Consider the following 15,803-nt stretch of genomic DNA (forward strand, 5'->3'; position numbering starts at 1 on the left):
ACGTGCACACAGTCGGCAAACCAGGCTCCGCCAAGCGACGAACGAAGAAGTCAACGACTCCACGTCCACGCCGCACAGGTTAAAGATCAAGCTAGGGGCAGCGTTTGTCCGCCGGTTTGGGCAGCAGTTGCGGATCTTGACGCCCATAGATGTTCATGAGAAATAGCGGCGCCTGTGACGCGTCACTGCCCCGCGCGTGACCGGGTGAGTCCGGCTCCGACCCTGGTCAGCATCTGGCCGAGGAGGTGGAGAGCTCGTGCCCGTGTCGGCACTCCGCGTGCTGTACCCGTCCAGTAGGCGTCGGTGAGTTTCTCGGTCGCCGCGAGGGTCTGGCTGTCGTCTTGGGTGGCCAGCACGAGGACGAACCGCACGTAGTCGCCGATGTCGGTGCTCTGGGGATGCTGGTTCATGACGCTGTGCAGGCGCGCTGTCAGGGCGGGCAGGGTGCGGTCCGTCGGGAAGACGACGGCGAGACCGGCGAGGGCCAGCTGAACCGCGGCGCATTCGGCTGGCCAGCGGGCCAGTAGATCAGGGGTGTGCAACAGGACTGCGTTGCAGGCCCGGGTCTCGCTATCGGGATCGGCATGTTGCGGGGTGGCCGGCCAGGTCTCGGCGAGGTGGCGCTCGGCGACGGTGGCGGCGCGAAACAGCAGGTCGACGGCTTGGAACCGGTGGGGGGCGGGGTCCGGTCGTCGACGGCCAGGGCCGCGAGCAGGGCCAGGCCGTCGGCGGTGTGGGGCTGGCAGGTGTCCTGGTGGAGGATCTCGTTGTAGAACTCGGCGAGGAAGGACCGGTCGTCCCAGGCGGGGTCGATCTCCGAGCCGAACAACATCGCCGCTTGCAGCGGCATGCGGTCCGGCACGCGATCGGCGATGACGTCCCGGAAGAGTTGCCGGATCGGCGGACCACAAGGGATCGCGTCGTGCTGGGTCTGCTCGGGTGCGGCGTGCGTTTCCATGACCAGCGCAGCCTACTTGGGCATCTTGGGCCGACGGGCCGACGCCCGGAGGGCGGCGGCCCGTCAAGGCAGGTAGCGGCAGAGGTCAGCCGGCCTTGGCCGACTCCTCGGCGCGAGCGCGGGTGCTGGCGAGGCGGTAGGAGTCGGGGCCGGGGTGATGCCGTGCACGGCGACCGCCGCCGGCTCCAGGACGGCGTTCGGCTGCACGTACTCGTTGAAGACCACGGTGCCCCGGCGGTTGACGGCCGCGATCTGCACCGCGTACGCGTTCTCCAGCTCGGTGGGCTCCACGTTTACCGCGAGGAGCGTCTCGTCGGCGAGGAGGCGGCGGGCCCAGGCGGCGACCTGCTCGCGCTCGCGGGTCCACGACGACGGGCGCCGCAGGGAACGGATCGCGTCGTCCACGTCGCGGTGCGCCTCGCGGCTGCCCTGCACCCGCCACAGCGGCCGGCCGCCGTCCGACTCCGCCGTCACGGTGCCCGGTAGACCGCGGCCTCGTACAGTGACCAGGTCGGGCGGTCGGTGTCGGGGGGCCGTACGAACTGAACCGGCTGCTCGTCGACGTCGCGGACGAACAGGTCGTCTCAGGTGGCCGGGTCCTCGACCCCCGCGTCCCGCGCGGTCACCGCGGTCTTCCTCTCCCTGTGAAGGGGCCCGACGCCGGGTCCATCGGCCGGACGCGGCCGCCGGTCCTGTTCGGTGTCACATACTCGTCTGCGGCTTCGGTGTCGAATCCGACTTTCACGCGGCGGCGACGGCTGACGACAGGGCGTCGAACCGGTGGATCATGCGCTGGGAGCTGACGGTGCCGATGAGTCCTTCGGCCTGGTCGAGGAGTTCGCGTGCCTGGTCGCCGTCGCCGCACTGGTGAACGGTGTCGGCCAGGTCGAGCACTGCGTGGAGGTGGTCGCGCGGGTAGTCGGGCGCGGTCGTCTCGACGCGGCTGCGTAGGAAGGGGACGGCCCGTGACGGCTGTTGGCAGGCGAGCCAGGCCCGGCCGGTGGCGGCGTCCACGGAGTCCTTCGTGAGCCAGGTCGCCCACCACGGGGTGCGCTCGTCTGGAGAGCCGAGGTGGAGCAGTGCCTCGTCGCGGAATCGGAGGACTGCGTCAGGGTCGTGCCGCCGCCCTGCGGCGTAGACGCGCCGGTCGGCGATGACCGCGGCCGCTGCGGACGGAAGGTCTGGCGTCCGTGCGGCGATGTCGAGGAGTGCCGCGGCGTCGTTGTGGTGGCCCAGCCACGCGGCCTGGTACGCGGTGGAGGCGACGAGGTTGGCGGTCGCTTGATGGGTGGTCAGTGAGGTGCCGCTCTCGCGGGCCAGGCGCATACCGGTGTGGTAGATGCGCTGGGCCTGCGGGTGCTGGCGGGCGTCGAAGCACATCCAGCCGACCTGCTCGCTCAGCTCGATGTAGGCGGTGTGGAGCCGGTCGGTGAGGGGCCCTTGGCCGCGGGCCTGTGCCACGACCCGGGAGGCGCTCTGCCAGATACCGATGCCCCAGGTGAGGTCGCCGCTGGCGCTGCCGGTGGAGTCGTCGATCTCCCTCAGGTCGCGAACTGCCCTTTCGATCGACCCGACGAGCCGTTCGTTCAGCTGGCCGGAAGGGGCGGCGGAGGCTTCCGCCATCGGGCTGAGCAGCAGCGCGAGGGCGGGGGCGGTGGCTGCGGCTCCGGTGAGCATGAGCAGGTTGCGGCGGTCCATCAGGTCTCCTTGGCTGATCTCCTGGAGCAGGGCCTCCAGGGGGGCGTCGCCGGGCGCGTCGAGGTGACGGTGACGGGTCCGGGGGCGATGCAGGTCCCATCCGACGTCGGCCGCGGTGATGCACCGTCCAGCCCTGGCGGTGAGGACGGCCAGGGCATCCGCCTGGTTGTCGGGCTGCGGAAGCGAGGGGTTCTCGCGCAGCCAGGGGTAGGCCGCCTTCGGGCTGAGGGGGGAACAGCCGCGGCGGGCCCGCCGCTGGTTGATGCGGGCGACAAGTTGTTCCGGCCGTATTCCCAGCTGCTGTAACAGGGCGCCGAGCACGTTGGCCGGCGGGGCGTCAACCGCTGCTGGCTCCATGGGCACTCCAAGTTCGGCGGGGTCCTGGCCGGAAGGTACCACCGCTCAGGGGACTGCCAGAAGACGGGACGAATGGGGCCTGGTGTACGTACACCAGGCAGCAAAACCGGTGCCCGTACACCGACTTGGTGTGTGCACCGGGTACACCGCGGCGACCTCTCCCGATCACGCCTCAGCCTCCGCTTGTCTGTTTCACCTCGCACGACCGTGGAGGTGAGGGATGCGAGCAGTGATCTTCGGTGCGTCCGGACTCCTGGGCCGCTCCGTGATGCGGGCCTTCGGCGACATGACCGTGACGGGCACCGCCTTCAGCCGGACCGCCGGCGCTCTGGTCGCGGTCGACGCGACGTCGGCAGACGCCATCGCGCGCCTGCTCGGCCGGGTGCGGCCGGACGTCGTCGTGAACTGCGTGGGCGAGCGCCGCCCCGCGGTGTGGGCTGGTGCACCGGAGAGGGCCCGCGCGGGAAACGTGGATGCGGCCCGGCTAATTGCCGAGGCCGCTCGCCGGTTCGGGGCCCGGCTGGTGCACATCTCCAGCGACTACGTCTTCGACGGGACGTCGCCGCCCTACCGGCCCGACAGCCTCCCGAACCCGCTGAACGCCTACGGCCGGTGGAAGCTCCTTGCCGAGCACGCCATGCGCGGGGCCTGCCCGGACGCGGCGATCCTGCGGCTGCCCGTGCTGTACGGGCCCGTGCGGTTCGCCGCCGAGACGAACCTGACCGAGATCGCCCGCCAGGTCGCTGCCGGTGCCCCGGTCGAGCTGGACGACGTGTGTGTCCGCTACCCCACGCACGCGGACGAGGCCGCCGAGGTGTGCCGCCGGCTCGCCGGGGCCCTCCTGCAAGGGCAGCGCCTGGGCTCGGTCGCCCACTGGAGCGCGGAGCAGGGCCTGACCAAGTACCGGATGGCGCTGATGATCGCGCGCAGGTTCCGCCTGCCCGCCGATCACGTCCGCGCCGGCGAGACGGACGCGGCATCCGGGGACCGGCCGGTCGACTGCCGCCTCGACTGCCAGGACCTGCCCGCGGCCCTGGGCCCGGTCCGCCGCCTGTTCGACATCGAGTTCCCGCCCGTCGTGGAGCCCTGGCTGATGCCCGCCGGGCCCGCTGCAGGACGAAGGAAGGACCCATCGTGACCACGCTTCTGTACGAGGACTTCGCCCACGCCTATGTGACCGAGGTGGGCGACGCTGTCCGCCGCATGCTCACCTGCGGCACCGAGGCCGTCGACCTGCTGGCCAAGGCCACCGCTGGCGGCGGCGAGATCCGCGCCTTCGGCAACGGCGGCTCCTCGGCGATCGTCCGCTCGGCTCTCCTTCAGCTCCACGCGCATTCCGGAGTGCCGGTGAACGACGCGATGATGAGCCCGGCGACCCTGGCTTACACCGCGCAGCGGGACAACTACCGCACGACCTTCGCGCGGTCGCTTGCCCGGAGCATCGGCCGGGTGGACCTGGTCGTCGTCGCCAGCGTCAGCGGCCGGTCGGCGAACATCCTTGAGACCGTCCGGCTCTGCGCCGAACACCGCGTGCCGGTGCTGGCGCTGGTGGGCGGCGACGGCACTCAGATGGAGCAGGCCGACGGCCTGGTCTGGGCGACCGGAACCACGGACCAGCAGATCAGCGAGGACGCCATGCTGACCGTGCTGACCCTGGCCGCCGCCACCGCACTCGTCGCCGACACCGAGCCGCTGCCGGCCCGAGCACAGCGGCACCTGCACGCCCTGGTCGCGGTGGACACCGAACTGCTGGGGGCCTTCCTGCGGGAGGCGACCGAGGCCGCCCGGGACGCGATTCGAGGCCAGCGCCGGATCTACGTGCTGTGCCCGGACGGCGGACCCCTCGCCCTCGTCGGCGAGCACTTCGCGCACAACCTGCGCTGGGACGCGCCGCTCGGCGTCGACGGGGTACAGCCCCCGCTCGTCATCTGCGATCCGTCACTGGCCGACATGAGCGCGATGTACAACGACCACCCCGACCCCGCCCACGGCGTCCGGCACCAGCTCAGCAGCGCCAGCCCCGGGGACGTGGTTTTTCTCCTGGCCTACGACTCGGCCGGCAGGACGACCCGCGAGGCCGTGGGCGCCGCCACCGTGGCAGGCACCCGGCCGTTCCTCCTGCACCGGGACGGCCCCAGCCGCTCCGGCGCCGGGGCGCGTGGCTTCCGGCTGCCGCGCGTCGACGACTTCGCCCTCGCGGCCCTGGTGCAGTCCCTCGCCCATCTGCTCTGCCGGACCACCCGCGCCGTCCTCGCCGCAGACCAGGCCGGCGTGCTGTCGAGCGACGACCTCATGGCCCGCGACCTGGCACCGCTCCGTGAACTCTCCGACACCCCGTCCCTCTGAACGAAAGGCACCGACCATGTCCGCACGCGAAATCCACACCGACATCGTCCGCCCCGACCGCAGCGAGATCGCCGCCCTGTCGCGTATCCCGGTCGCCTCGATCGTGGACGCCCTCGGCAAGACCGGCGCCCTCTCCCACTGCCTGCGGCTCCAGACCCCCGGCCTGGTTCTGTGCGGCAGCGCCGTTACCGCGCTGGGCCCGGACGTGACCGTACGCCGCGCGGCAATCGACCTCGCCCAGCCCGGCGACGTCGTCGTGGTTGCGGCCAGCGGCGGCAAGGAACGCTCGTGCTTCGGGGGCGTGACCGCCGCACACATGCAGACCCGCGGCATCGCCGGGGTCCTGGTCGACGGCATGGTCCGCGACCTCGCCGAGCTGCGCCGCATCGCGTTCCCCACGGTCGCCCGCGGCACCACCCCGCTGAACTTCGACTACCCCGCCGGCCGCCAGGACGGCGCGGTCAATGTCCCCGTGGACATCGACGGCGTCCGCATCACCCCCGGTGACGTCGTGGTCGGCGACGAGGACGGCACGGTGATCGTCCCCCGCGACCAGATTGCGGCCGTCATCGCCACGGCCCACGCGTCCCAGGCCACCGAGGAGGAGAAGTGGTGGGCCCGCCGCGGCCAGAGCCTCGGCGCCGTACAGCAGCTCGCCGACTCCGGCTACAAGATCATCTGAGGAGAATCCCCGATGACCGACCACACCCAGCTCGCCGACACCTTCCGGCGGTTCGCCGACCAGCAGGCCACTAACCTGTCCCCGTTGTACGCCACTCTGGCCCGCGCGGCCGCCCGCACCCCCGAGCTGCTCGACCTCGCGGCCCACACCCAGCCCGGACAGCCCGCCCCCAACATGCTGCTCGCGGCCGTCCACCACATCCTGCGCCGCGGCGTGAAGCACCCGCTAGCCCTCTACTTCACCGGCCACGAGGACCTGGCCGAGGACCGTGCCGCCGACCTGCTGACGGATTTCTGCCGCCGCCGCGCCGTACGGATCCGCCGGATCATTTCCACCCGGTCCGTCCAGACCAACGAGGTCAACCGCTGCACCGTCCTTCTGCCCGCCTTCGCCGCGCTCCAGCAGCAGCTCGACGACGGCCGGCCGATCAGGATCGTGGACGTGGGCGCCAGCGCCGGGCTGGCCTTGCTCTGGGACCGCTACACCTACGACTACGACGGGCACCAGCTCACCCTGCCCGACAGCGACCCGGACACCGTCCTGCACTGCGAGGTCAAGGGCGCCATGCCGCCCCTGTCCCTGGACCTCGCGCGGTTCGCACCTCCGGTCGGGATCGAACCGAGTCCGGTGGACGTCACCGACCGCGAGGCCACCGAGTGGCTGGTCAGCCTCACCTGGCCCGAGCAGACCAACCGGATGCACACCCTGAACAGCGCCCTGGCGCTGGCCGCCCGCACCCCGCCGACGATCCTGGCCGGCACGGCACAGGACCACCTCGCCGACATCGTCGACGAGACCCCGGACGACCAGCACCTGGTCTTCGTCTTCTCGTGGTCGATTTACCAGATCTTCGGCTCGCCGGGCGGCCGGGAACGGCTCGTCGACACCCTCGCCGAGCTGAGCCAGCGCCGTTCCCTGCACGAGGTCTCCATCGGCCACTTCGGCCAGGAGATCCCTCGCATGATCATGGCCAGCTACGACGGCGGCGTGAGCCGCTCGGACATCGTGGCCCACTGCGACGTCTACGGCACCTGGCTTGACTGGCTGGCCAAGCCGGGTGCCTGACGGGAGGGACGTCATGTCGCGCACGATCACCAGGGCGGTCGTGGCCGCCGGCGGGGCCGGGACCAAGATGACTCCGATCACCCGCATCATGCCCAAGGAGATGCTGCCCGCCGGGGGACGGCCGATCCTGGAGCACCTCGTCCACGAGCTGCGTGCGGCCGGGATCACCGACGTTCTGTTCGTGGTCTCGGCGCGCAAGCCGCAGATCCCGGCCTACTTCGGCAGCGGTGCCGCGTACGGCATGGACTTCTCCTACCGGGTCCAGGACGACGGCGCCGGCCCCGGCGCCCCCGTCCTCGCCGCCGAGACATGGACTGGGGGCCAGCCGTTCGTCCTCGCGTTCGGGGACAACCTGATCCGCGGCGCCGCCGACCGCGAGACACCGCTCCAGCGGCTCGTCTCCGGCACGTCGGACTGCTCCGTCCTGACCCGCGTCTTCCCCGCGGACGGCATCCCTGTGCATGAGACCCTGCTGGGCGCGGCCGACGCGCCCGGGCCCGGGTCGGCTGCCGTCGCCTTAGGCAGGGACCTCCTGGACCACGCCGGTGCCCCATGGGTGCACGCCTGCGCCGCCCGCTGGGTGCTCGGGCCGTTCGTCTTCGACGCACTGCGCTCGTGCCGGCCCCGCCCTACCGGCGAGCTCTACCTCATCGACGCCATCCGGCGCTGGATCGCCGCTGGCAACCACCTCATGGCGTTGCCGCTCCGGCCGGACGACCTCCGGTTCAACTGCGACAACTGGGAGACCTACCACGATGCCGTCGCCGCCCTCCGCTCATGAACGCCCCGCCCTGCCCGCCGGCACCCAGGTCCTTCTGGAGAGCCCGTTCCAAAGCTCCGGGACGGAGGTCACCGTGATCTGGCCCGAGCAGCGGGTGCGCAGGGTTGTGCTGGCCCTGCCCGTCGAGAAGGGCGACGGGCGCAAGTACGGCCACAGCCTCGCCGAGATCGGACGGCTCCCGGCTCACCTGCGCGAGGGGACCGTCTTCGCTGCACCGACGTTCAGCCAGTCGCCCTGGCTGGTCAACCACGCCACCCGGGCCGACTGCCAGCAGGAGGACCACCTCGTCCGCGTGGTCGTACCGACGGTCTTGGCCCTGCTCGGCGGCCAGGACCGGCCGCCGGTGCATCTGCTGGGCTTCAGCAAGGGCGGCTTCGCCGCTCTCAACCTGCTGACCCGGCATCCCGACCTCTTCGCCGTCGCCAGCGTCTGGGATGCCTCACTGCTCAGCGACCGGCCGCCCCACCCGCAACTCGCGGAGGTCGTCGGCTGCACCGCACGGCTCGACGAGTACGACGTCCGACAGAACCTGCGCCGCCACGCCCGAGCCCTCCAAGGGGCCCGCCGCATCGCGCTCGGCGGCATCGGCACCCTGGAAGCCGACTGGACCGCCGGCCGCCGGCTCCTTGAAGCGCTCGGCATCCCCCACGACGCCTACCGGGATGCCTCGGCGGACCACCGGTGGGACACCGCGTGGCTCGCTCCCGCCATCCAGCACCTGCTCGCCCTCGAAGCCGGCTTCCTCCCGGGCCCGAGCGCCCGGGAGGAGTGAAGGCGGGAAGGGCTCAGTCCTTCAACAGCCCGTCGCGCACCGGAATCCAGTCCAGGGCGGAGCGGATGCCGTCCTCCAGGGACAGCTGCGGTGTCCACCCCAGCAGCTCAGCCGCCCGGTCGCTCTTGGTGTAGCCGCCGGCCACGTCACCGGGCCGCGGGTCGGCGTCGACGGTTGCCAGTGGGGTGCTGACGACGTTGTTGAACGCCTCGCACAGCTCCCGGACCGTGGTGCCGGAGCCGGTGCCCAGGTTGATCGCGATCGAGCGCTTCGATCCCGTGAGGACGGAGTCGAAGCGCTCGATCGCCGCGATGTGGGCCGCGGCGAGGTCCCAGACGTGCACGTAGTCCCGGATACCCGAGCCGTCGCGCGTCGGGTAGTTCGTCCCCGTGATCGGGAACGGACGGCCTTCCTGGTGCGCCTGGATCAGCACGCCCAGGGCGTGGCTGGGCCGCCTGAGCTGGAGCCCGGTACGCAGCTTGGGGTCGGCCCCGACCGGGTTGAAGTACCGCAGCGACAGCACGCGCGGCCCGGCCACGGCGATGTCGGCGAACATCTCCTCACACACGGCCTTGGTCCGCGCGTACGGGCTCTGCGGCGCCAGCGGCGAGTCCTCGTTGACGGGCGAGCCGTCCCCGGCCTGGTAGATGGAGGCCGAGCTGCTGAAGATGATGCGGTCGCAGCCGTTGCGGTGCAAGTGGCTGACGAAGGACAGGCTCTTGGCCACGTTCGCCTCGTAGTAGCCGATCGGGTCCGCGACGGACTCCGGCACCACGATCAGCGCCGCGCAGTGCACCACAGCGGAGATGCCCGGGTGCTCCGAGAAGATCCGGTCGACCAGCGCGCCGTCGGCGATGTCGCCCTCGTAGAAGGTGCGGCCCTCGGTGAACTCGCGGCGGCCCCGAACGAGGTTGTCCACGATCACGGGGGTGATGCCCGCGTCCAGGCAGGCCGAGGCGACCGTGCTGCCGATGTAACCGGCTCCCCCGGCGATAAGGACCTTCACCACGATGTTTCTCTCCCGGCTCGTTCCAGCCCCAGTAGGCGACCGAGCCAGGCTATCGGACAAACAGGCGGCCAAGGGCGGCCTCTCGGCTGCCCGGCCGGGCCCGGTTTCACGGACGCCGAGGGCGCCGGCGTCCCGTCCGGGCGCCCTTTACCAGCTCGGGTCACCGTGCCGTGGCGGTTCCCGGATTTCCGCGCCCGATGTACAGCGGCGCCTCTACCATCCAGCCCGACATGTGATCACGGGGGTGTGCGGAAGGGGCCGAACAGTGGGCCTGGACGGGGTGGTGGACCACTTCACCATGAACAGCGACGAGGCGGGCTGGTTACGGAACAAGACCGGGGCGACAAGGCTGGGCTTCGCCGTTCAGCTCAAATTCCTGACCTGGCGCGGCCGGTTTCCCCGGAGCAGTTGCGCCAAGCACTGGTGGAAGCCGGCGAGGTGGACATGGCCGGCTGAACACCCTGCCACCGGCCGCGCTGCCGACGCGGGAGCGCCGGGCCCGCGCGGCCGCCGACACCGCCCGCGCACTCCTCGCGGCCGACCCGCGTCCGGCGTGTTCGCCCAGTTGCTCCCCGCTCCGCCGCTGCGGCCCGGGGCCGCTCGGCTCGTCCCGCCGGGCTGTGGTCAGCACCGGACGGAACCGGCTTCCGCGCCCCGCCGTTGAGGGCGCCCTGGCGGGGTATGCCAACGGCGGTACCGCCGAAGCGGCACCGCCGTTGTCTCGGGGCGCCCGACGGCGCTTTGCCCCGCTGGCCTGGGATCGCGTTGCCCGGTGGCCGGAGGTGTTGTTTCGACTCTGCTGCCGAGGCAGCAGGTCCGGCGCCGCGTGCCCGAATCTGCGGCGTCACATCGAAGGTAGCAGCAGCGCGCGGCTCTGCCCCGCCGTCTGGCGACATTCCGGTTCCGAGGCCACCGCTCGCGCCCCAGGCGCTGTGCCGCTGTCCGGCGTAGGAGGAGCGCATCGGCGCCGTGCAGCGATCGGTGGGCACCCCGCCCGCGCCCTGATCGACGGCCCGCGACGCGGTCGGCACCGCCGCCCAGTTGTGCTTCGTCGAGCTGACCACCCCACCGGAAGCCCTCCGGCCTTCGGCGCGCGCTGACCGCACGGGTCACCGAGCTGCGGCCCCGATCTGCCGGATCTGAGCGACTCCGCGGCACGCACCGTGGTTTCCCCCATCCGACCTGCGTAGATCTGACGCGACCCCCCCGGCCGGAGGCCGCCTGACGCTGGAGCCCATACGACTTCCCCGGCGCCGCGCCGCCCCGCGGCGCTCGCTCGCTCGGTGAGGTACGGATACGTCGCCCGCCGGCCCTCGGCGGCCGCCGTCAGGGAGGCGCCGCTCTTGCGTCCGCGCAGCCAGCCGCGCAGGACGGCGAGTTCGGCCGACTCCTGCCCCGGCTCCGGCCGGGCGGGCTACTCGGCGGGCGGGGTTACGGGCGGGAGCCGGTGAGCGAGGTGAGCAGGCGCTGGGCGTAGCCGGGCAGGAGCAGGAGTCCCGCGGCCACGACGAGGGCGGCCAGCACGGTGGGGACCGGCCGCTCCAGGATGGCGAGGACGGTCACCGAGGCGATGGCGGAGATGACCGTGGCGGCCTCGGCCGCGCCCAGGCGGCCGGTCGAGGCGCCCACGGACACAGCGGTCGGAGCGGCCGGTCCGGTGGCGGGCGGGAGCGGGAGGAGCGGGTCGGCGGGCATGGGGGTTCCTCCGTACGGGCGTTGGGACGTGCTGGGGCTCCCGGGGCGGTGTTCCCCGGCTGCGCCCGTTGATCGTGGCAGCGCACGGCCTCTCGGCGCGAGCCGCCGACCACGCCGACCGGGACGGGCGTACCTTCCCGGCCGTCCGCGTCACCCCAGGTCAGAGGGGAGAAACGAGAGGATGCTGTTGCGTCCCGCCCGGCGGTCCGGGATGTCCTCCGGCGGACGTGGTTGTGCACCCTCGTGCCGCCTCCGGGCTCCGCCGCTACGCCCTGGACCGCCTGTCACGGCAGCGGGCCGATGGCCGGGGCCGGGTGGCCGGTTCGCCCGCAGGCGGGGGCCGGCACGTTCTACGGTGCACCGGTGAACACCGAGATGCCGCCGGACGGCGGCGAACTGCCCTTGCTGGAACTGCCGACGGAGGTGGACGAGGTCCTGGCCGGTGCGCTGGCGGCGCAGGGTGATGCGGGCGTGCGGGCGTTGGGGCTGCTGCTCGATGCGCGGCGCGCGTTGACGGGGGTGGGGTTCGTGCGGCCGGCGGAGGTGGCCGCGGCGTGTGTGCGGTCCGCGGCGGACGCGCTGCTCGGTCTGCCGGGGGCCCCGCGGTCGGTGGGCCTGCAGGCGGCGGCGCAGGACCTGGTGGCGGCGCTGGACGCCGTCGGGACGCCGCCTGCCGCGGGTTCCGGCTTGATCGGGGAGATGGTCGAGGGGGCCGCCGTCCAACAGGCGCTGTCCGGCGGGGCCGTTGCCGCCGGTGACGGCCCCGGTGACGGCTCCGGTGACCCCCTGGGCGTGCCGGGCGGGGCGGGTGCGCGGTGGGAGCGGGTGACGTTGGCGGCGGAGGTGGTGCGCGGTGAGCTGGAGCGCCCGGGCGGGTATCACCGGGGGCGGGCCCGCGGGATCGTCGAGCGGCTGACGGGCGCCGGGCCGGGCGGGGTGCGGGAGCGGGCGCTGGATGTGTGGGGGGAGGTCTACGGGCTGGCCTCCGGGATCCTGCACGGCCGTAGCGCCGGGCCCGGCGACGCCCGCCTCCTCTACACCGAACTCCTGGGTGCGGCGAGGGAGTTGCTGGTGCCGCTGCCGGAGCGCGCGGCCCGGGTCCTTCAGCTCGCCGCACTTCAGGGCCCGGGGGAGGCCGAGGCCGCCGAACTTGTCCGCTGGTGGGACCGGCGCGCCGTCGACTACTTCTTCCGCTCCGGCCCGGCGCCGGTGTGGCTGGGGGTGCTGCAGGAGTACGCGCCGCACCTGCTGCTGCCGGACCGGGATACCGGCGGGCGGTGGCCGGCCGCCCCGTTCCTCGATCACGTCGCCGCCGCCGACCCGGACGCCGCCCGGGCGTGGCTGACGGCGCCGGACGACGAGGACCCCGCCGTCAGCCGGGCGCAGAAGGCCTCGGCGGCCGGCCGGCCGGCCCTTGACGCCCTGCTGGGCCTCGCGCTGGCCCACCCCGACGTCGTCGCCGCCGACCAGGTGCGCGCCGTCCTGGCCGATACGGCGGTGGTGCGCGCGGGCGGGGGCCCCGCGGTGGGCGCGACGCTGCGCCTGGCCGGGCGGTGGGCACGGGCCGTTCCCCGTACGGGCCGGGGGCGGGAGTGGGTCTTGGTGGTGGAGGGGCTGCTGGTCGGTGCGGTCGAGGACGAGCACGCCGGCCACCTGAGCCTGCACGCCGTCGCCGAGCGTGTGGCCGCCGCGGAGGAGGCGGCCGAGGATCTGGCGGTGGCCGGGGATCCGGCCCCAGCCCGGGCGGCGATGGCGGCCGCGCTGGCGGCCGAGGAGGAGATCCGGGAGCGGATCGCAGAGCAGACGGCTGCACGGCTGCCCGGGCACGACGCCGCGGAACTGTTGCGCGAGCTCGCGCTGACGGCCTACCCGGGCGGCGGCGGACCCGCTCACCCCAACGCCGCGATGATCCGGGCGGTGCTGGCCGGCCTGCTCGCCCGCGACGTCGCGCTGTTGCCCGCCGCCGCCCGGCCGCTGGTGTTTCGTGGCGACCTCGACCGGGTGCACGCGGGCGACACGGCCGCGTACGGCGGTCCCCGGCTCGCGCGCACCGTCCTGGACCTGGCCGCGGCCGACGCGGACGCCGGCATCGCTCTGGGGGTGCGCACGCGCGCGTTGCGCCGGGTGGCCGCCGTCGACGCCCTGCTGCACGACCGCCTGATCGCCGCTCACCTCGCCGCCCGGCCGCCTGCGCCCGATGGGCAGACACCGGCGCCCGCCGAGGTGGTGAACGAGTGGTGGGAGCGGGCCATCGAGCTCACGGAGCGCCTGGTGGCCGTACGGCCCGCCCCGGAGCCGGCCCGCCTCGTCGACCTCGTGTTCAGCACCTGCCCGCCGAAGCGTGCCGGGGAGTGGGAGACGCGGGTGCGCACCGCGCTCGGCGCGCCTCCTGCGCCCGCCGAGCTGGAGCAGGTCCTTCCCGCCGGCGCCGGCCAGGTGGACGGCACCAGGGAGCCGCTCGCCTCGTGGCTGCGGGTGTGGGACTGGTCGCCGCTGCTGCCCGCGCGGGTGCTGGCCGGCTGGGAGCCGGTGCTGGAGCGGGTGCGCCCGTTGAATCCCGCCGGCCCTGCGGACCCGCGCACCGTTCCCGCGCCGGTGCCGGTCACGGCGACCACCGCCCTGAGCGCCGGAGATCTGGCCGAGGCGGCCGAAGCCTGCGGGCCGGCGGCGGCCGCCGCCGCGCTGGCCGCCGCGCCGGACGCCGGTGACGGCGGCTACGCGATGGTCCTGCACCACCTCGTCGCCGACGACCCGGCCGCCTGGACTGCCGACGTGCCCGCGATCCTGGGTGCCCTCAGGACGCCGGAGCTCGGTGCGTTCTTCCTTGCCGCGGCCGCCGGCCACGCCGACCGCCCCGGCGTCTTCCCCGGCAAAGCGCTCGTCGGCGCCGTCACCGCGGCTCTCGGCCTCGTCCGCGACCGCCTGGCCGCCGCTGTCGGCCCGGCCGCCGCGGACCGCGCCGATGTGAGGCTGTTCGCCGGCCAGGCCCTGTTCGACCTGCTCACCACCGTGTGGCGCACGGACATCGCCCTGGACGCAGGCCTGGAACAGGAGGTCCTGGCCCACCTGCACGCCCTGACCGCCGCCCTGGCCCGGCCCGCCCCCGGCGGCACCGGACGGGACGGGGGCGACGTGGCTCCCGCCGGCGACACCGCCGGCCCGGCCCCGGCCCCCGCGGCCGGGAGTCCCGGCGAGCCGGTGCTGCTGGGGTCGGACCCGCGGGTCCGGGCGCTGGGGTGCCTGCTCGAGTACGCCGTTCACCAGGCGCGCGCTCGCGGACAGATGCCGGACGAAGTGCTCCAGGCGGTGGCTGGCGCCCTGCCCGCGGCCGCCGCCCAGGACGCGGTGGCTGACGCGATCGGCGTACGGCTGCCCGCCCTGCACCGCTATGCCCCGGACTTCACCGCCGTCCACCGCACCGCTCTGTACCGGATCCCCTCGCCCGGGCCCTCGCCGGCCGGGTCGTGGCTGCGCTGGGGACGGCTCAGCCCGCCGCTGCTGGCGGCCCTGGACCGCGCCGACCTGATCGGCGCGCTGCGCGGCGATGCCGGACTGGCGTGCGACGCCGCCGGCCATACCGCGGCCGCGCTGCTGGCCGATCCGGCCCTCCTGGGCGAACCCGCCGCCTGGTGGTCGCAGTTGGCCGACGCCGACGCCGACGCCGACGCGGTGGCCGCGGTCTCAGGCTTGCTGGAGGCGATCGCCCTCCGTGTGCCGCGGACCGGCGCCGCGCGCCCGCTCCCGCCCGCGGCGCGGTTGCGGGCTGCTGTGGACCTGTGGCGTGCCGCTCTGGCCGCGGGCCTGCCCTCCGGCGCGCTGGCCGGGGCGGGCGCGTTCGCCGAGGCGGCCGTCGACGAGCCGGAGTGGCTGGAGCTGACGCGTTCCAGCGCCGAGCACTCCCCGGCCCTGAGCCACGCCGACCTCGTCGCCGAACGCGCCGCCGCCCACCCCGGCAGCCAGGACGCCCTGCTGATCGCCGAGTTGCTGGTCACTCACGCGCCCGGGACGTGGACGGACCCCGTCGTACGCGGGCACGCCCGTACTCTGCTGGACGCGACGGCCGCTCTGCCCGCTCCCGAACGCCCCCCGGCGTGGGAGGGGTTGAGGAGGGCGCTGGTCAACGCCGGCGACGTCGCCGCCGCCCGCCATCAGTAGCTCCCGCCCGGACACCGCGGAGCGGGAAAGAAGGGAGTCGCCATGCTGGGGCACGCCGTGTCCACGTCACCGGGCCGGCCCGGCTCAAGCTCGGGGCCGAGCTGAAGAAGGCGTACACCGCGGGGGCCTAGGTCCGTACCCTCGCCCGCGGCTGCGGGCGCAGTTACGGATTCGTCCACCGCCTGCTCACCGAGGCCGGCACCACCCTGCGTACCCGTGGCGGGGACACCCGCCGCCACGCCGCACGCTGACGGCAGGACGGCAGGGGACGGTCGCGGACCGGCC

Annotated in this window: 13 protein-coding genes and 1 pseudogene; 8 read left to right on the plus strand and 6 right to left on the minus strand. The window is 73.7% G+C overall.

Going from position 1 to position 15,803, the window contains the following annotated elements:
• Positions 1-182 precede the first annotated feature (182 nt).
• The 4 genes from ACIQMX_RS41475 to ACIQMX_RS41490 form a co-directional block, all read right to left on the minus strand.
• Entirely contained in the window at positions 183-410 is a 228-nt protein-coding gene (locus tag ACIQMX_RS41475; RefSeq protein ID WP_402486665.1) for a hypothetical protein, read from the minus strand.
• 20 nt (positions 411-430) lie between these two features.
• Positions 431-958 carry a hypothetical protein gene (locus ACIQMX_RS41480; protein WP_402486668.1) on the minus strand — a complete coding sequence of 176 codons (528 nt, stop codon included), beginning with the start codon at positions 956-958 and terminating at the stop codon, positions 431-433.
• Between the two features lie 63 nt (positions 959-1,021).
• Complete coding sequence (locus tag ACIQMX_RS41485) at positions 1,022-1,432, minus strand: hypothetical protein (RefSeq protein WP_402486671.1); 411 nt, start codon at positions 1,430-1,432, stop codon at positions 1,022-1,024.
• A gap of 267 nt (positions 1,433-1,699) precedes the next feature.
• Positions 1,700-3,013, minus strand: a complete 1,314-nt coding sequence (locus ACIQMX_RS41490) for an XRE family transcriptional regulator (protein WP_402486674.1) — start codon at positions 3,011-3,013, stop codon at positions 1,700-1,702.
• 220 nt (positions 3,014-3,233) lie between these two features.
• Here ACIQMX_RS41490 and ACIQMX_RS41495 point away from each other — a divergent pair, with 220 nt between their 5' ends.
• The 6 genes from ACIQMX_RS41495 to ACIQMX_RS41520 all read left to right on the plus strand — a co-directional run bounded on the left by ACIQMX_RS41495 (position 3,234) and on the right by ACIQMX_RS41520 (position 8,659).
• Complete coding sequence (locus tag ACIQMX_RS41495) at positions 3,234-4,151, plus strand: dTDP-4-dehydrorhamnose reductase family protein (protein WP_402486677.1); 918 nt, start codon at positions 3,234-3,236, stop codon at positions 4,149-4,151.
• Positions 4,148-5,359 (plus strand): SIS domain-containing protein, encoded by a 1,212-nt coding sequence (locus ACIQMX_RS41500; RefSeq protein WP_402486681.1) that lies wholly within the window; start codon positions 4,148-4,150, stop codon positions 5,357-5,359. Before ACIQMX_RS41495 ends, ACIQMX_RS41500 begins: the two co-directional genes overlap by 4 nt.
• 16 nt (positions 5,360-5,375) lie before the next feature.
• Complete coding sequence (locus ACIQMX_RS41505) at positions 5,376-6,041, plus strand: RraA family protein (protein ID WP_402486683.1); 666 nt, start codon at positions 5,376-5,378, stop codon at positions 6,039-6,041.
• 12 nt (positions 6,042-6,053) lie between these two features.
• Complete coding sequence (locus ACIQMX_RS41510; RefSeq protein ID WP_402486686.1) at positions 6,054-7,106, plus strand: DUF2332 domain-containing protein; 1,053 nt, start codon at positions 6,054-6,056, stop codon at positions 7,104-7,106.
• A gap of 13 nt (positions 7,107-7,119) precedes the next feature.
• On the plus strand, positions 7,120-7,887 hold the full coding sequence (locus ACIQMX_RS41515) for a sugar phosphate nucleotidyltransferase (RefSeq protein WP_402486689.1): 768 nt from the start codon (positions 7,120-7,122) through the stop codon (positions 7,885-7,887).
• Between the two features lie 73 nt (positions 7,888-7,960).
• Positions 7,961-8,659, plus strand: a complete 699-nt coding sequence (locus ACIQMX_RS41520) for a hypothetical protein (RefSeq protein ID WP_402486692.1) — start codon at positions 7,961-7,963, stop codon at positions 8,657-8,659.
• A gap of 13 nt (positions 8,660-8,672) precedes the next feature.
• On the opposite strand, the gene galE is transcribed toward ACIQMX_RS41520, so the two are convergent.
• Together galE and ACIQMX_RS41530 are read right to left on the minus strand one after the other, a co-directional pair.
• Positions 8,673-9,668, minus strand: coding sequence for a UDP-glucose 4-epimerase GalE (gene galE / locus ACIQMX_RS41525; protein WP_402486695.1), 996 nt, complete (start codon positions 9,666-9,668; stop codon positions 8,673-8,675).
• Between the two features lie 1,431 nt (positions 9,669-11,099).
• Positions 11,100-11,363 carry a hypothetical protein gene (locus ACIQMX_RS41530; RefSeq protein WP_402486698.1) on the minus strand — a complete coding sequence of 88 codons (264 nt, stop codon included), beginning with the start codon at positions 11,361-11,363 and terminating at the stop codon, positions 11,100-11,102.
• 363 nt (positions 11,364-11,726) lie between these two features.
• Between ACIQMX_RS41530 and ACIQMX_RS41535 the strand changes: the two genes are divergently transcribed.
• Together ACIQMX_RS41535 and ACIQMX_RS41540 are read left to right on the plus strand one after the other, a co-directional pair.
• A complete protein-coding gene (locus ACIQMX_RS41535; RefSeq protein WP_402486701.1) occupies positions 11,727-15,518 on the plus strand; it encodes a hypothetical protein in 3,792 nt (1,263 codons plus the stop codon).
• A 101-nt stretch (positions 15,519-15,619) separates the two neighbouring features.
• A pseudogene (locus ACIQMX_RS41540) lies at positions 15,620-15,769 on the plus strand (helix-turn-helix domain-containing protein).
• The last annotated feature ends 34 nt before the right edge of the window (positions 15,770-15,803 follow it).

Origin of the sequence: Streptomyces sp. NPDC091416, from assembly GCF_044756845.1 — a bacterium.
Classification (GTDB): domain Bacteria; phylum Actinomycetota; class Actinomycetes; order Streptomycetales; family Streptomycetaceae; genus Streptomyces.

What these genes read in the sequence shown, in the direction of transcription:
- ACIQMX_RS41475 (WP_402486665.1), bottom strand. Translation starts at nt 410, where the DNA reads ATGAACCAGCATCCCCAGAGCACCGACATCGGCGACTACGTGCGGTTC.
- ACIQMX_RS41480 (WP_402486668.1), bottom strand. Translation starts at nt 958, where the DNA reads ATGGAAACGCACGCCGCACCCGAGCAGACCCAGCACGACGCGATCCCT.
- ACIQMX_RS41490 (WP_402486674.1), bottom strand. Translation starts at nt 3,013, where the DNA reads ATGGAGCCAGCAGCGGTTGACGCCCCGCCGGCCAACGTGCTCGGCGCC.
- ACIQMX_RS41495 (WP_402486677.1), top strand. Translation starts at nt 3,234, where the DNA reads ATGCGAGCAGTGATCTTCGGTGCGTCCGGACTCCTGGGCCGCTCCGTG.
- ACIQMX_RS41505 (WP_402486683.1), top strand. Translation starts at nt 5,376, where the DNA reads ATGTCCGCACGCGAAATCCACACCGACATCGTCCGCCCCGACCGCAGC.
- ACIQMX_RS41510 (WP_402486686.1), top strand. Translation starts at nt 6,054, where the DNA reads ATGACCGACCACACCCAGCTCGCCGACACCTTCCGGCGGTTCGCCGAC.
- ACIQMX_RS41515 (WP_402486689.1), top strand. Translation starts at nt 7,120, where the DNA reads ATGTCGCGCACGATCACCAGGGCGGTCGTGGCCGCCGGCGGGGCCGGG.
- ACIQMX_RS41530 (WP_402486698.1), bottom strand. Translation starts at nt 11,363, where the DNA reads ATGCCCGCCGACCCGCTCCTCCCGCTCCCGCCCGCCACCGGACCGGCC.